Source organism: Salinisphaera sp. (genome assembly GCF_035690525.1).
Taxonomy (GTDB): Bacteria; Pseudomonadota; Gammaproteobacteria; order Nevskiales; family Salinisphaeraceae; genus Salinisphaera.
The window spans coordinates 26,174-40,697 of record NZ_DASSKM010000110.1; the positions used below are offsets into that span (position 1 = coordinate 26,174).

13 protein-coding genes are annotated in these 14,524 nt (G+C 65.6%); 7 read left to right on the forward strand and 6 right to left on the reverse strand.

The genetic code is table 11. From position 1 onward, the window contains the following. Nucleotides 1-41: 41 nt before the first annotated feature. Complete coding sequence (locus VFJ08_RS08330; RefSeq protein ID WP_324996730.1) at nucleotides 42-875, reverse strand: PHP domain-containing protein; 834 nt, start codon at nucleotides 873-875, stop codon at nucleotides 42-44. A gap of 153 nt (nucleotides 876-1,028) precedes the next feature. Next, nucleotides 1,029-2,084 carry an aldo/keto reductase gene (locus tag VFJ08_RS08335; protein ID WP_324996731.1) on the reverse strand — a complete coding sequence of 352 codons (1,056 nt, stop codon included), beginning with the start codon at nucleotides 2,082-2,084 and terminating at the stop codon, nucleotides 1,029-1,031. 199 nt (nucleotides 2,085-2,283) lie between these two features. Between VFJ08_RS08335 and VFJ08_RS08340 the strand changes: the two genes are divergently transcribed. The 3 genes from VFJ08_RS08340 (at nucleotide 2,284) to VFJ08_RS08350 (ending at nucleotide 5,966) form a co-directional block, all read left to right on the forward strand. Then, nucleotides 2,284-3,285: an alpha/beta fold hydrolase gene (locus tag VFJ08_RS08340; RefSeq protein ID WP_324996732.1), complete on the forward strand. Its 1,002-nt coding sequence runs from the start codon at nucleotides 2,284-2,286 to the stop codon at nucleotides 3,283-3,285. 90 nt (nucleotides 3,286-3,375) lie between these two features. After that, complete coding sequence (locus VFJ08_RS08345) at nucleotides 3,376-5,040, forward strand: FAD-binding dehydrogenase (protein WP_324996733.1); 1,665 nt, start codon at nucleotides 3,376-3,378, stop codon at nucleotides 5,038-5,040. 107 nt (nucleotides 5,041-5,147) lie between these two features. After that, nucleotides 5,148-5,966 (forward strand): thioesterase family protein, encoded by an 819-nt coding sequence (locus tag VFJ08_RS08350; RefSeq protein WP_324996734.1) that lies wholly within the window; start codon nucleotides 5,148-5,150, stop codon nucleotides 5,964-5,966. On the opposite strand, the gene smpB is transcribed toward VFJ08_RS08350, so the two are convergent. Then, entirely contained in the window at nucleotides 5,963-6,442 is a 480-nt protein-coding gene (smpB, locus tag VFJ08_RS08355) for an SsrA-binding protein SmpB (protein ID WP_324996735.1), read from the reverse strand. The two genes, VFJ08_RS08350 and smpB, sit on opposite strands and share 4 nt — an antisense overlap. A gap of 37 nt (nucleotides 6,443-6,479) precedes the next feature. Here smpB and VFJ08_RS08360 point away from each other — a divergent pair, with 37 nt between their 5' ends. After that, the gene (locus tag VFJ08_RS08360) at nucleotides 6,480-7,871 is read left to right on the forward strand and encodes a sodium-dependent transporter (protein ID WP_324996736.1); all 1,392 of its coding nucleotides are present in this window, start codon (nucleotides 6,480-6,482) and stop codon (nucleotides 7,869-7,871) included. Next, a complete protein-coding gene (locus tag VFJ08_RS08365) occupies nucleotides 7,871-8,164 on the forward strand; it encodes an RnfH family protein (RefSeq protein ID WP_324996737.1) in 294 nt (97 codons plus the stop codon). The genes VFJ08_RS08360 and VFJ08_RS08365 overlap by 1 nt, the downstream gene beginning before the upstream one ends. A 16-nt stretch (nucleotides 8,165-8,180) precedes the next feature. Here VFJ08_RS08365 and VFJ08_RS08370 read toward each other — a convergent pair whose 3' ends face one another. The 3 genes from VFJ08_RS08370 to VFJ08_RS08380 form a co-directional block, all read right to left on the reverse strand. Then, nucleotides 8,181-8,756: an outer membrane protein assembly factor BamE gene (locus tag VFJ08_RS08370; RefSeq protein ID WP_324996738.1), complete on the reverse strand. Its 576-nt coding sequence runs from the start codon at nucleotides 8,754-8,756 to the stop codon at nucleotides 8,181-8,183. Between the two features lie 88 nt (nucleotides 8,757-8,844). Then, nucleotides 8,845-10,518: a DNA repair protein RecN gene (gene recN / locus VFJ08_RS08375; RefSeq protein ID WP_324996739.1), complete on the reverse strand. Its 1,674-nt coding sequence runs from the start codon at nucleotides 10,516-10,518 to the stop codon at nucleotides 8,845-8,847. A 56-nt stretch (nucleotides 10,519-10,574) separates the two neighbouring features. Then, nucleotides 10,575-11,468: an NAD(+) kinase gene (locus tag VFJ08_RS08380; protein WP_324996740.1), complete on the reverse strand. Its 894-nt coding sequence runs from the start codon at nucleotides 11,466-11,468 to the stop codon at nucleotides 10,575-10,577. 231 nt (nucleotides 11,469-11,699) lie between these two features. On the opposite strand from VFJ08_RS08380, the gene grpE reads away from it, so the two are divergent. Both grpE and dnaK read left to right on the forward strand, forming a co-directional pair. Next, nucleotides 11,700-12,326, forward strand: coding sequence for a nucleotide exchange factor GrpE (gene grpE / locus VFJ08_RS08385; protein ID WP_324996741.1), 627 nt, complete (start codon nucleotides 11,700-11,702; stop codon nucleotides 12,324-12,326). 114 nt (nucleotides 12,327-12,440) lie between these two features. Continuing rightward, nucleotides 12,441-14,384, forward strand: a complete 1,944-nt coding sequence (dnaK, locus tag VFJ08_RS08390) for a molecular chaperone DnaK (RefSeq protein ID WP_324996742.1) — start codon at nucleotides 12,441-12,443, stop codon at nucleotides 14,382-14,384. Nucleotides 14,385-14,524: the final 140 nt, after the last annotated feature.

The window sequence follows — 14,524 nt, forward strand, 5'->3', positions numbered from 1 at the left end:
CGCCGAATTATACCGGTTGGTATTAATAGCAACGCCGCGCATCACGCCGGCGGGGCCGCGGCGAAAGCCAGGGCAGGGACCGTGTCGGGCAACCGTCGCGTGCGGCCGATATCCAGCCAGAACTGTTCCGGCGCATGGAAGTCCGAGCCGATCGAGCCGGCGAGGCCGTGCCGGCGCGCATCGCGGGCCGACTGGCTTTCTTGCGTCACGGTGCTGACGCCGGTACAGATTTCCAGCCCGTCGCCGCCGGCCGCCGCGAACGCCGCGACCGCGCGCTGACGCCAGGCGCCGGAAAAGCCGTAACCGAACGGGTGGGCGAGAACCGCCCGGCCGCCCGCAGCATGAATCCAGCCGATGACGTCCTCAAGCCCGGCCCAGACGGTGCGGCGGTAGCCGGGACGGCCCGGTCGAAGATAACGTTTGAACGCATCCTGACGATTGCGCGCCAGGCCGTCGTCGACCAGGAGCCCGGCGAAATGGGCGCGGCCGATTTCGCCTTCGCCGGCCGCTTCGCGGGCACGCGTCAGGCCGTCACGCAGCCCGATGCGCGCCAGCCTGTTCGCGATTTCCCGGGCCCGCGTCGCGCGTTCTTGCTGTTGGCGCCTTAATCCGTCGGCCAAACGCTGGCATTCGATATCCAGCCCGAGGCCGACCACGTGCAACGTACGCCGCTCCCAGGTCGCCGAAATCTCCGACCCCGCGACCAGATCGAGGCCGCAGGCCGCCGCCGCGCCGCGGGCTTCCTCGACGCCGGCGACGGTGTCGTGATCGGTCAGCGCCAGGCGGACCACGCCGCGAGCGGCGGCGCGTTCAACCAACGCCGTGGGCGAAAGCCGGCCGTCGGAAGCGGTGGAATGTGTGTGCAGGTCGATCATGCATCACGCGGCCAACGCCTCGCCAGGAGCCGTCGGCATCAGCATAGAAATCGAAGCAGCTTACCGCACGCGCGCTTTTGAACCCACGCGCATTAATAAAAAGGGCAGTCGATTCCGACGGCCCTTTTTTTCCTATGCGAAGTGAAGCCGGGCTCAACCTTCGGCGTGGTTCGCGTGCAGCACTTGATCGGCCGGGCCGAGCCGGTCGCTGGCGGTTTTGCGTTGATGCCAGTATGGATACAGCAGCACCGGGCGGCTGATTTTCTCGATCGCGGCGATCTCGTGGTCGCTCAGTTCGAGCTTGGCGGCGGCCAGATTGTCGTCGAGTTGATGTTCTTTGCGGGCGCCGATCACCGCGGTGGTCACGCCCGGCCGGGTCAGAATCCAGGCCAGGGCGACCTGGGCGGCGGACACGCCGTGCGCGTCGCCGACCTCCACCAGCGTCTCGATGATGTCGAACAGACGCGACTCATCCGCGATCGGCGGTTCTTCCCAGCCCTCGGAAAAACGCGTGCCCTCGGGCTGGTCGGCGTCGCGGCGATACTTGCCGGACAACAAGCCGCCGGCCAGCGGGCTCCAGATCATGGTGCCGAGGCCGGAATCCACCGCGGCCGGCATCAACTCGTACTCGGCCTCGCGCGCCTGCGCGGTGTAGTGAATCTGCTGGCTGATCGGCTTGATGAAGCCCTCGCGCTCGCAGATCGCGCGTACCTTCATCGCGTGCCAGGCCGAGAAGTTGGAGATGCCGTAGTAGCGGATCTTGCCGTGGCGCACGAGCGTGTCGAAGGTTTCCAGCGTCTCTTCCAACGGCGTGACGCCGTCCCATTGGTGCATCTGATAGAGATCGATATGCTCGGTGCCGAGCCGTTTCAGGCTTGCCTCGAGTTGCTGGCGGATATGCGCGCGCGACAGGCCGCGATCGTTGACGCCTTCGCCCATCGGAAAACGGACCTTGGTGGCGATCAGCACGTCGTTGCGCTTGTCGCCCAGCGCCTGGCCGAGAATCTCTTCCGAGATACCGCCGGAATACATGTTGGCGGTATCGAAGATATTGATGCCGGCATCCAGCGCCTTGTCGATCATCGTACGGGCGCCGGAAACATCGGTGTTGCCGATCTTGGCCATATGGCCCTCGCCGCCGAACGTCATCGTGCCCAGTGTCAGCGTGGACACCTTAAGACCGGAATCGCCGAGCTGACGATATTGCATGGGTTGCTCCGTTGTGATTGCAGGCCCAAAGGATGAACATACCTGGCAAAGAAGTTCAACATGCACATGGGTGATCCGGTCACGGCGTACTCTTGGCTATCATGGGTGATCTGAATTTCCGCCATGGGAGCCACGTGATGTTTGCCTGCTCGTCATCGCGTGTCGAGGCCGCGCGGCGTCGATTCCGGGCCGCGCCGCGATGAAGCACGATCTGGCGCGACGGTTGCTCGGTCGTCGGCCGCGGCATATGCCGGGCGCGGCGGAATACGAAATCATTCATCGTCGCGCCGGGGTGTCCGTTCGTTATTATGCGCCCGCCGGCGCGCCGGAAAACGGCGCCGCACCGCGTACGCCGCTGGTGCTGGTGCCGCCGCTGGCCGCCGATATCCGTATCTACGACCAGCGCACCCGGCACAGTTTGGTCGCCTATCTGTCGGCGCGTGGTTTCGATCTTTATCTCGTGGACTGGGGGTGGCCGACACGGGCCGAGGACCGGCGCAACCTGACCGATTACTTCGCCGCGCTGTTGCCCGAGATGCTCAATCGCGTGCGCTTTCACAGCGGGCGCCACCGTCTGTGCCTGCACGGCTGGCGTCTGGGTGGGCTGTTGGCGTTGTGCTACGCCGCGATCAGCCCGGCCGGGGATCTGGCCGGGCTGGTCCTGCTGGATACCTGCATCGACTATGCGGCCGAGCCGGTCGGGGCGGCCGTGGCCGGCGGATTGCGTCGGCGCGCGAGGCGCTGGCGCCGATTGGCCGGGCTACGCGCCGGTCATCTGCCGGTGTCGGCGCTGCACCTGCCGAGTTGGCTGCAGGCAACCGCGCGCCAGGCCGTGCTCGGCCCCGCGCAACCGCCGGACGACGACGCGTTGCGGGCGCGCGCTTATCCGGGCGGGGTAGTGGCGGATGTCATCGATCATCTATGGACCGACAACCTGCTGGCCGCCGGCCGGCTGCCGATGGCGCACGCGAGCGCCGGTCTCGCCGCGGTGCGTGCCCCGATTCTGTTTATCGCCGATGCCGATCATCCGGTGTGCTCGCCCGGTTGCGGAGCGCGCCTGGCCGCGGTCGTGAGCAGTCGCGATATCGAATGCGAATGGACACACGGCGATCCCCTGCATCCGGCCTGCGGCGCCCTGATGGCCCGGCGCAGTTGGTCGCGCGTCGCCGACTGGTTGATCGCGCGCGACACGAGGCCGTGACGTCGCGCGCCGACAGCACTATGTTCGAAACTCGAAGCCGCATCGACGCGCGCGGCGCTCATATTGAAGACCGGCCCACCGGAGAACGCGATGGCTGAGCATACCGACGCCTTGGTAATCGGCGCGGGCCTGGCCGGGCTTGTCGCCGCGGTCGAGCTGGCCGATGCCGGCCGCTCGGTTCGACTTCTCGAGCAGGAGGGCGAGAACTCGCTCGGCGGCCAGGCGCATTGGTCGCTCGGTGGTCTATTTCTTGTGGATACGCCCGAGCAACGGCGCATGGGGATTGCGGATTCGGCCGAGCTCGCCTGGCAGGACTGGCTGGGCTCGGCCGGCTTCGACCGGTCCGAGGATCACTGGCCGCGGCGCACTGCCGAAGCGTTCGTCGAGTTCGCCGCCGGCGGCATGCGCGAATGGCTGCGCGGCCTGGGCATGCGTTGGTTCCCGGTCGTGGGCTGGGCCGAGCGCGGCAGCGGCGCGGCGGACGGCCACGGCAATTCGGTGCCGCGTTTTCATATCACCTGGGGCACGGGGCCGGGCATCGTGGCGCCGTTTGAGCGACGGCTGCGCGCGCATATCGCCGCGGCTCGGGTGCATCTGCAGTGTCGTCATCGGGTCGACGCGCTGTGTACCACCGGCGGCCATGTCCGCGGCGCAAGCGGGGCGATTTTGGCCGCGAGCCCGGCCGAACGCGGGCAGCGCTCGTCGCGCGAGGTCGTTGACACTTTCGAATACACGGCGGATGCGATCGTGATCGCCAGCGGCGGCATCGGCGGCGATCACGCCAAGGTGCGCGCCAACTGGCCGATAGCGCGGCTCGGCCCGCCGCCGAAGCATATGCTCTCCGGCGTGCCCCACCATGTGGACGGGCGCATGATCGACATCGCGGCAGGCGATGCGCGGGCCGCGGTCATCAACGCCGATCGCATGTGGCACTACACCGAAGGGGTGGCCAACTGGCGGCCGATCTGGCCCGGACACGGCATTCGCATCATCCCCGGGCCGTCGTCGCTATGGCTGGACGCGGCCGGTCGGCGCCTGGCGGCGCCTTGTGTGCCCGGTTTCGATACGCTGGCGACGCTGCGCGCGATTCTGGCCACCGGCTACGACTATTCTTGGTTCGTGCTCGATCAGTCGATCATCGAAAAAGAATTCGCGCTCTCGGGCTCGGAGCAAAATCCGGACATGACCTCGCAGTCGTGGCGCCGCGTGCTGCGTGCGCGGCTGGCGCGGGGCGCGCCGGCGCCGGTGGAGGCGTTCAAGACCCGGGGGGCCGATTTCGTCGTCGCCGGCAACGTCGCGGAACTCGCCGCCGGCATGAATCGCCTGACCGGCGAAACGCTGATCGATGCCGAGACGCTCGAAGCCACGATCGTGGCGCGCGATCGCCAGATGGCCAACCGCTTTTCCAAGGACGCGCAGATCACGGCGATTGCCGGCGCGCGCGCGTACCGCGGCGATCGATTGTTCCGTGTCGCCCGGCCGCACCGGTTGCTGGACCCGGCCCACGGCCCGTTGATCGCCGTGCGTCTGCATATTCTGACCCGCAAGACCCTGGGCGGCTTGCATACCGACCTGCAGGCCCGGGTACTGGACGCCGCCGGCGAGCCGATCCCGGGCCTCTACGCCGCGGGCGAGGCGGCCGGCTTCGGCGGCGGCGGTTATCACGGTTACAACGCGCTCGAGGGCACGTTCCTCGGCGGCTGTCTTTTTTCGGGGCGCTGCGCGGGGCGACATGCCGCCGGCTCTGCGTCTTAATGACCGGCCGGTGTTTCCGGTTCGTATTCACGACCTGTTGGCCCATGCCTCGACAATACGGCGGCGTATTGCGATAGGCTGTAGCGGCATTTCAACCGGGTCGCTCTATGACCGACCATTCCCACCGCACGCCTTTATCCGCGTTACTCGGTCAGTTCCAACCCGAGGGCACGGCGCACGAGATCGAAATACCCGAAGATTGGCTGCAAGGCCGGGCGATCTACGGCGGCTTGTCGGCGGCGATTTGCTTGGCCGCGATCAAGGCCGCGCACGGCGATCTGGCGCCGCTGCGCTCGGCTCAGATCGCATTCGTCGGGCCGGCCGGTCCGCGGCTGGGCGTTCGATCGCAGCTGTTGCGCCGGGGCAAGTCGACCGCCTTCGTCGCCGCGGACATCGCCAGCGGCGAAGCTGCGGCGGTGCGCGCCACTTTCGCGTTCGGCCGGGCGCGCTCGTCGACGCTCGCGTATCAGGATCTCGCGGCGCCCCCGGTTGCCGATGCCGCGGCGGGCGGGCTGTTTTTCGAAGACGAACAGGGCCGCAATCTCGGGCCGAACTTCGCCCGACACTTCGACACCGCGCGCGTGGCTGGCGCGGCGCCGATGAGCGCAGCCGAAGAGCCGGAATTCTGTGTCTGGATACGGCATCGCGATGAAGCGGTGCGCGATTCGACGGTCGGGCTGGTGGCCCTGGCCGACGCGTTGCCCCCGGCCGCCATGGCCTGTATGCAGCAGCCGGCTCCGGTGAGCAGCGTCACCTGGCAGTTCGAACTGTTGGGCGAACGGCCGGCGACCGTGGACGGCTGGTGGCTGTGTCGTTCGCGCGCCGAACGGATCGGCGACGGCTATTCCAGCCAGCACATGACGATCTGGAACAGCCGGCACGAACCCGTGCTGGTCGGCCGGCAGGCGGTCGCCGTTTTTGCTTAGCCTTCGCTGCGCATGATCTGAGCCTTGCGCCGCTGCCAGTCCTGGTTCTTTTTCGCCTCGCGCTTGTCGTGCTTGGCCTTGCCCTTGGCCAGCGCGATTTCGAGCTTCGCCTTGCCGCGGCTCCAGTACATGGTCAGCGGCACGATCGTGAAACCTTTCTGCTCGGTGGCGCCGATCAACGTGGCCAGTTCGCGTTCGTGCAGTAGCAGCTTGCGCGTTCGCGTGGCGTCGGCGACGACGTGCGTGGAGGCTGACTCCAGTGGCTGGATATGGCCGCCCAGCAAGAAGGCCTCGCCGTGCCTGATCAGAACATACGCCTCAGCGATCCGGCCCTTGCCGGCGCGCAATGACTTGACTTCCCAACCTTCGAGAACCAATCCGGCCTCCAGGCGCTCCTCGATGAAATAATCGTGGCGCGCGCGCCGGTTGAGCGCGATCGTGCTCGACGGCTGCTTTTTGTCCTTGCGTTTGCTCATGGACTTATTATAGCCGGCGAGGCAAGCTCTGCGGGCCATGGCGCGTTTCTATCGTCCTTCACCGCAGAACTGGTCGTCTTCCGCGCGATTCGTGATCGTCTGTAGTGCGGCGATTGTGAGTCTCGGCGATTTCTGGCGCCTTCCTTATTTGTTATCGACCTACGGCGGCTCCGCTTTTCTGCTGGTTTATTTGCTGGCGCTGATATTCATGGGCATGCCCGTATTCAGCGCCCAGGTGCTCATGGCGCGCGGCAGCCATATGGACGTCCCCGGCGTAATCGCGCGGTGGACGCGCGAAAAGCCGCATTCGCGCTTGTGGACGTTGGGCGCCTACGCGACGCTGGTCGGCGCGCTCCTGCTGCTGGCCGCCTATGCCGTAGTCGGGAGCTGGTCGCTCGCGTACAGCATGCACGCGGTATCCGGTGCGCTCGGCGGGGTTTCGGCGGAGCAGTCGGCGGCCCGGTTCGTCGCGTTCGCGCGCGACGGCGAACGCGGGCTTGGCTGGCTCTTGTTGTTCGTGTTGCTGCTCGTCGCCACCGCCGCGCGTGGCTTGCAGCGGGGCACCGAGCCGGTCATGCGCACGCTCGCCGCCTGCATGCTCGGGCTGCTCACCCTGCTGTTGATCGTGGCCGTCTGGCGTTGGCCGGCCGCCGGCGCATCGGCACGGTTGTTGCGGTTCGACCCGGGCGCTCTGGGTGCGCGCGGCGTATTGGAAGCGTTGTATCAGGCATTCTTTTCGCTCAGCCTCGGCACCGGGGTCATTGTCGCGCTGGCTTCGCGTCTGCCGTCGCGCGCGCGCGCCGTGCGTTTATCCGCGATGGTGATCGTGGCCAGCCAGATCGTCGCCTTCGCCTTCGCGGTCGTGCTCGCCAGCCTGGTTCCCGGCATCGGGGGCGATTTGTCGGCCGGCGCGCAGCGTATCTTCGAGGTCCTGCCGGTCAGCGTGCGCCCGGTTTGGACGATGGCGCTGTTGTTCGTTTTGCTGGCCATGGTCAGCATGACGACCGGGATCGGTCTGTTCGAGCCGCTGGTGCAGGCGGTGTCGCAGCGGGCCCGGCTGCCGCGTCTTCAGGCTTCGGTCTATACCGGCGTGGCGGTCGCCGTTCTCGGCCTGGCCGCGCAGAATTCGTTCGGCGCCCTGGCCGGCTGGCGGCTGTTCAATTGGAACATCTTCGACTGGTTCAGCCTGATCAGCGCCCGCTGGCTGATCCCGGTAACCGGCCTGATGCTGTGCGTGCTCGTCGGGCGCGTGCTGGCCCGGCGTCGCCTGATCGAAGCGTGGAGCCCCCGCCGGGACACGTCGGGAACGACGACTTTCGCCGTCTGGCACGTGTTGCTGCGTTATCCGGCCCGTATCGCGCTAATCGCGGTAGTGGCTTATGCGTTCGGGGTGCTGGATCTGATTCAGGCGATATGGAAACCTTCTTGATGAGCGATTGGCCGAGCAAACAGGTGGAAGTCGTGTTTGCGCTACCGGGGCGGTGTTGGCGCGAGACGGTGGTTGTGGCCGCCGATGCGACGGCCGAAACGGTGGCGCGCGCCTCGGGCCTGGAACAGCTGTGCCGCGAGCAGTGCGGCGGCGCGCCCGCGGCCTATGGCGTGTTCGGGCGCAAGATCGATGCGCGCGAGATCGTCGGCGACGGTCAGCGGCTCGAGTTGTACCGCCCATTGACGGCCGATCCGCGCGAGCGCCGCCGGCGCCGCGCGAAATACAAGAACTGAAGGCTCCTCTTAGAGCCTAATCCGGCTGGCCGGGGAGCGGCGGACCTTTGTGCGGCAGCGGGTCCTCGATGGTCGGCCGGGTCTCGGTGGTTACGGTCCGGTTCGAGCCGGGCAGGTTCTCGTCGTTCGCACTCGTGTTGTTCTCGGCGGCGTTGCCCAGCGCCTGATCTGCACTCGACGAGTTCATCGTGCCGAGCGGCGCGCCGATCGCGCTCGTCCCGCCCGGGAGTGGCGCTGTATCGCCGGGGCCGGGCTGGTTACCGGCCTTGAACGCCTGGGCCATGTATTCCTCGTCGCCTTCGATATCGGTAAGTTTGCCGTCGGTGAAATACAGATTCAGTTGGGACTCACGAACATGCGCATACGGGTTCCGGTAGTAGAACACGTAGTCCCAGCGGTCCGTTTCGAACGGCGACTTGATCAGGGGCGTGCCGAGCACGTAGGCCACCTGTTTCTTGGTCATGCCTTTTTTAAGTTTGGCGACCTGATCGGTGGTCACGATGTTCCCCTGAACGATCGGAACGCGAAAGAACACCGGAAGACTGCAGGCCGAAAGCGCCAACAGCAGCATGAGCGCAGCGAGTGGTTTCATAGATCGAAAGCCCCTATTGATCGGGCGCATCATACGGCAGCCTATTTTCAGCTGCCAAACGGCGCGGCTTGCGCAAGCTGGCAAGCGATCAGCCGGCCGCGCGTGAAATCATGTCCGCGGCGTGCGCGCGGGTCTGCTCGGTCAACTCGACGCCGCCCAGCATGCGCGCGAGTTCCTCTATGCGGTCGTCCCGATCGAGTGTGTCGATACGGGTCGTCGTGCGGCCGTTCTTTACCTGCTTGGCCACATGCAGATGATGCTGCGCCTGGGCGGCGACCTGGGGTAGATGCGTCACGCACAGCGATTGCCCACTCGCCCCGAGCGCGCGCAGCTGACGGCCGACGATCTCGGCCACGCCGCCACCGATGCCCGTGTCCACTTCGTCGAAAACGAGCGTCGGCACGCGGGTTCGAGCCGTCGCGATCACTTCGATCGCCAGACTGATGCGCGAGAGTTCGCCGCCGGAGGCCACGCGATCGAGCGGCCGCGCGCTTTGCCCCGGGTTAGCCGCGATCAGGAGTTCGATATGGTCGGTCCCGGTGGCCGAAATACGTTCTGTCGCCTCGGGGCGTACCCGAACGCTGAACTCGCCCTCGGGCATGCCCAGCGAGCGAATGACCCGGGTGATCGCGTCGCCCAGCGGTATGGCGGCCGTTCGACGCGCTTCGCTGAGCGCTCGCGCCGCATCGAGATACGCCGCCCGTTGTGCGCGCTCGTCGGCGTGCAGTTGCGCAAGTTTTTCGTCGGCGCCTTCCAGTTCGGCGAGCTCGGCGGCAAGCCGCTCGGCCAATTCGCTAAGTTCCTCCGGCGCGACATGATGCTTGCGCGCCACGTCGCGAATGCTGCCGAGTCGATTCTCGACTTCGGTGAATCGCTCCGGATCGATGTCCAGGGCGTCGACGTGGCGCCGCAGCGTATCGGCCGCTTCCTGGGCCTGGATCAGCGCATGACCGACCAGCTCGGCAATCGGTTCGAAGCCGGCGTCGATGGTTGCGAGTTCGGTGATCAAGCGCTCGACCGCGCCCAGCCGATCGGTCGCGGCGCCTTCCTCGGCCTCGTACAGTAGGCCGAGAGCGCGCTGGCCGTCGCCGATCAGGCGTTCCGCGCTCGCCAGTCTTTTATGTTCGGCTTCAAGTGCTTCGATTTCGCCCGTTTGCAGGCCCAGCGCTTCGAGTTCATCGACTTGATAGCGCAGCAGATCGAGCCGCGATTCGCCGCGGCTGTCGCGCTGTTCGATGCGCTCGATGGCGCGGCGCGTGGCGCGCAGGCGGGTGGCGGCGTCCGCGACCGCGGCCAGCGCGGTTTCGTGTTCGCCGTACTGGTCGAGCAGGGCGCGCTGGGTGTCGCGCTTTAGCAGCGACTGATGGGCATGCTGGCCGTGGATATCGACCAGACATTCGCCCAGCGAGCGCAACTCGCGAACCGGCATCGGCGTGCCGTTAATCCAGCCGCGGCTGCGTCCTTCCCGTGCCACGACGCGGCGAATCACACATTCCTCGTCGGCGTCCAGTTCGTGATCGGCCAGCCAAGCGGTGGCGGCCGGCGCGTCAGCCAGCGTAAAACGCGCGGTGATGTCGGTGCGATCGGCGCCCTCACGCACGGCGGCGCCGTCGGCCCGGTCGCCCAGGATCAGGCTCAACGCATCCACGAGGATCGATTTACCGGCTCCGGTCTCGCCGGACAGTACGGTCATGCCGGCGCCGAACTCGACCGCCAGGCGGTCGATGATGGCGAAGTTGCGGATCGTAATTTCTGCCAGCATCGTATATTCCGATTCGGCGTCGTCATCGACGCCATATACTGTATTTAAATACAGTATCAGACTCGAGGTACCTGCTGACCCCGTCCCCAGTGCAGCTTGTTGCGCAGAATATTGAAGTAGTCGTAGCCCGGCGGGTGGATCAGGTGCAAGTCGTGCGGCGCCCGGGCCACGATCAGGCTGTCGCCGGCGCCCAGGCCCTGGCTGACCTGGCCGTCGCTGGTGAACAGCGCGCCGTCTTCCAGGCTACGGGCGATACGAATCTCGATCTCGTGATCCGCGTCGACGATCAGCGGCCGGTCGGAGAGCGTATGCGGGCAAATCGGCACCAGCGCGAGCGCGTTCAGGCCGGGATGCAGCACCGGCCCGCCGCCGGACAGCGCATACGCGGTCGAGCCGGTCGGCGTCGCGATCACCATGCCGTCGGCGCGATGATGGCTGATGAAGTCGCCGTTCATGTAGGTGTCGAAGTCGAGTACGCGCGCGAAAGCCTGATTGCGTACCACACATTCGTTGATCGCCAGGACCCCGTCCTCGGCCACCTCGGCGCCGACCGGCTTGAGCCGCGCGGTGATCATGAGCCGGGCTTCGGCGATGTAATGGCCGGCGAACACCTCGTCGAGCGTGGTTTTCATGTCGTCCGGCAGTACGTCGACCATGAAGCCCAGCCGGCCGAGATTGATGCCGAGTAGCGGCACGCCGTGCGCGGCGACCGCGCGCCCGGCGTCGAGCAGGGTGCCGTCGCCGCCGACGACCACGACCAGATCGCTGGCCGCGCCGAGTTCATCGCGCGGGCAGGAGATCACGCCGTACTCGCCGGCGTGGTGCGAGTCGTCGATTAATACGCGCTTGCCGCGGTCCAGCAGATCGGCGGTCAGCGCGTATAGCGTGCGCATGACGCCTGTGTCGTCGCGTTTGGCGAAGATGCCGATGGTGGAGAAGGCGGTGCCCATCGAGGCCGTTTCCGTGGCCGGGTGATGAACCTAAGCATTCACAGGTTGGATGACAATTTCAACGCGTTGGCGCGCCGGTCGTGCAGGGAAGCCGCGTCGCGCCGAAAGATACGGCGGCGTCTTGAAATACCGGCGTCCAACCCAATTCTCGGGCTCAGTTGGCGCCGCGACCGATTTACCGGGCGGCGCTCGGTCAATCGATTACCTGCAATTTGGAAGTGGGGATTTGCAATGAGTCAGCACGACGAACGCCAGACGCCGCACGGCGAGCAGGATTCTGCCGCCGCGAACACGCCACAGCCGGATATCGAGAGCGTCCAGAACCGCAGCGATGACGACGTCGATGCGGGCGAGGCGAGCGTCGACAGCGTGGCGAGCACGGATGAATTGCTCGCCGAACTCGAACAGGCCCGGGGAGAAGTCGAGCAGTATCGCGATCAGGCGATCCGGGCCCGGGCCGAAATGGAAAACGTGCGTAAGCGCGCCCAGCGCGACGTCGAGTCGGCCCGCAAGTTCGCGATCGAGAAATTCGCCACCGAACTGCTCGGCGTGCGCGACAGCCTCGAGCTGGGCCTGCAGGCGGCCGCGGACAATCACGGCGATTTCGACAAGCTCAAGGAAGGCATGGAGATGACGCATCGCATGCTGGCCTCTGGCATGGAGAAAGTCGGCATCGAGGCGATCAATCCCGAGGGCGAGACCTTCAACCCGGATTATCACGAAGCCGTATCGACGCAGCCGACGGACGAGCTGGCCCCGAACACGGTGGCGTCGGTGATGCAGAAGGGCTACACACTCAACGGCCGCGTGCTGCGGGCCGCCATGGTGGTCGTCGCCAAACCGGCCGGAGACGGCTGAAAAGCGGCGCGTCCTGCTTGAAAAGGCAGAGAGATCGCCCCAAATCGATTGTCATGTAACGTTTCGAGCCGCTGCCGACGCAGCGTAGATTGAAGAATCAAGAGGGATTAAGACATGGGCAAGATCATCGGTATCGACCTTGGCACCACCAACTCTTGCGTTGCGGTGCTGGAAGGCGACAGCCCGAAAGTCATCGAAAACGCCGAAGGCGAACGCACGACCCCGAGTGTCGTCGCTTTCACCGACGACAATGAAACGTTGGTCGGCCGCCCGGCCAAGCGTCAGGCGGTGACCAATCCGACCAACACGCTGTATGCGATCAAGCGCCTGATCGGCCGTACCTTCGAGGACCCGACCACGCAGAAGGACATCGAGTCCGTGCCGTACCAGATCGTCAAGGCCGATAACGGCGACGCCTGGGTGCAGGTGGCCGACCAGAAGATGGCGCCGCCGGAAATCTCGGCCAAGGTGCTGCAGAAGATGAAGGCCACGGCGGAGGATTATCTCGGCGAGTCGGTCACCGAAGCGGTGATCACCGTGCCGGCCTATTTCAACGACAGCCAGCGTCAGGCGACCAAGGACGCCGGCCGCATCGCCGGTTTGGATGTCAAGCGCATCATCAACGAGCCGACCGCGGCAGCGCTGGCCTATGGCATGGACAAAAAGGGCGGCGACAAGAAGATCGCGGTCTACGATTTGGGCGGCGGCACGTTCGATATCTCGATTATCGAAGTAGCGGTGGTCGATGGCGAGCACCAGTTCGAGGTGCACGCCACCAACGGCGACACCTTCCTCGGCGGCGAGGATTTCGACAACAAGATCATCGATTACATCGCTGATGAGTTCGAAAAGGAGCAAGGCGTTGACTTGCGCCGCGACAAGCTGGCCCTGCAGCGCCTGAAGGAAGCGGCCGAGAAAGCCAAGATCGAACTGTCCTCGACCCAGCAGACCGAGGTCAACCTGCCGTATGTCACGGCCGATCAGTCCGGCCCCAAGCATCTCAACATGAAGATCACCCGGGCCAAGCTGGAATCGTTGGTCGAGGATCTGGTCGCCCGCACGATCGATCCGTGCCGCACCGCGCTCAAGGACGCGGGCATGAAGGCCTCGGATATCGACGACGTGATCCTGGTCGGCGGCCAGACCCGCATGCCGGCCGTGCAGGAAGCGGTGAAAAGCTTCTTCGGCAAGGACGCGCGTAAGGACGTCAATCCGGATGAGGCCGTGGCCGTCGGTGCCGCCATCCAGGGTTCGGTTCTGTCGGGCGACACCAAGGACGTGCTGCTGTTGGACGTCACGCCATTGAGCCTCGGTATCGAGACGCTCGGCGGCAAGATGACCAAGCTGATCGAGAAGAACACCACGATTCCGACCCGCAAGTCGGAAACCTTTTCGACCGCCGAGGACAACCAGCCGGCCGTGACCGTGCATGTGCTCCAGGGCGAGCGCGAGCAGTCGAGCGCCAACAAGTCGCTGGGCCGTTTCGATTTGTCGGATATCCCGCCGGCGCCGCGCGGCACGCCACAGATCGAGGTCACCTTCGACATCGACGCCAACGGCATCCTGAACGTCTCGGCCAAGGACAAGGCCACCGGCAAGGAGCAGTCGATCCAAATTCGCGCCTCTTCCGGTCTGTCCGACGACGAGATCGAGAAGATGGTCAAGGACGCCGAGGCGCACGCCGAGGAAGACGCCAAGTTCAACGAGCTGATCTCGGCGCGTAATCAGGCCGATGGCCTGATCCACGGCATCGAGAAGGCCATGCGCGATCTCGGCGATAAAGTCTCGGACGATGAAAAGAAGCCGGTCGACGACGCCATCGCCGAATTGCGCACCGCGCTTGAAGGCGACGACAAGGACGATATCGAGGCCAAAACGCAGAAGCTGTCGGAGGCCTCGGCGCCGATCATGGAAAAAGCCTACAGCCAGGGCGACGAGCAGGCTCAAGGTGGCACCCAGAGCCAACAGAGCAGCTCGGCCAACTCCGACGACGATGTGGTCGATGCCGACTTCGAGGAAGTCAACGACGACGACAAGAAGTCCGGCACCAACTCGTAACGCCCGGCGGGTATAGCCACTCGCCGGCCACGCGCCGGGGTAGCGTCGCTCGCTGCCCCGGCATTTTTTGATTCAACGCAGGTAAAGATGGCTGATTATTAACCCTGCACCAAACAGCTGAAACGTTAGCTGTTTTCAAC

What these genes read in the sequence shown, in the direction of transcription:
- VFJ08_RS08330 (WP_324996730.1), bottom strand. Translation starts at nt 875, where the DNA reads ATGATCGACCTGCACACACATTCCACCGCTTCCGACGGCCGGCTTTCG.
- VFJ08_RS08335 (WP_324996731.1), bottom strand. Translation starts at nt 2,084, where the DNA reads ATGCAATATCGTCAGCTCGGCGATTCCGGTCTTAAGGTGTCCACGCTG.
- VFJ08_RS08340 (WP_324996732.1), top strand. Translation starts at nt 2,284, where the DNA reads ATGAAGCACGATCTGGCGCGACGGTTGCTCGGTCGTCGGCCGCGGCAT.
- VFJ08_RS08345 (WP_324996733.1), top strand. Translation starts at nt 3,376, where the DNA reads ATGGCTGAGCATACCGACGCCTTGGTAATCGGCGCGGGCCTGGCCGGG.
- VFJ08_RS08350 (WP_324996734.1), top strand. Translation starts at nt 5,148, where the DNA reads ATGACCGACCATTCCCACCGCACGCCTTTATCCGCGTTACTCGGTCAG.
- smpB (WP_324996735.1), bottom strand. Translation starts at nt 6,442, where the DNA reads ATGAGCAAACGCAAGGACAAAAAGCAGCCGTCGAGCACGATCGCGCTC.
- VFJ08_RS08360 (WP_324996736.1), top strand. Translation starts at nt 6,480, where the DNA reads ATGGCGCGTTTCTATCGTCCTTCACCGCAGAACTGGTCGTCTTCCGCG.
- VFJ08_RS08365 (WP_324996737.1), top strand. Translation starts at nt 7,871, where the DNA reads ATGAGCGATTGGCCGAGCAAACAGGTGGAAGTCGTGTTTGCGCTACCG.
- VFJ08_RS08370 (WP_324996738.1), bottom strand. Translation starts at nt 8,756, where the DNA reads ATGAAACCACTCGCTGCGCTCATGCTGCTGTTGGCGCTTTCGGCCTGC.
- recN (WP_324996739.1), bottom strand. Translation starts at nt 10,518, where the DNA reads ATGCTGGCAGAAATTACGATCCGCAACTTCGCCATCATCGACCGCCTG.
- VFJ08_RS08380 (WP_324996740.1), bottom strand. Translation starts at nt 11,468, where the DNA reads ATGGGCACCGCCTTCTCCACCATCGGCATCTTCGCCAAACGCGACGAC.
- grpE (WP_324996741.1), top strand. Translation starts at nt 11,700, where the DNA reads ATGAGTCAGCACGACGAACGCCAGACGCCGCACGGCGAGCAGGATTCT.
- dnaK (WP_324996742.1), top strand. Translation starts at nt 12,441, where the DNA reads ATGGGCAAGATCATCGGTATCGACCTTGGCACCACCAACTCTTGCGTT.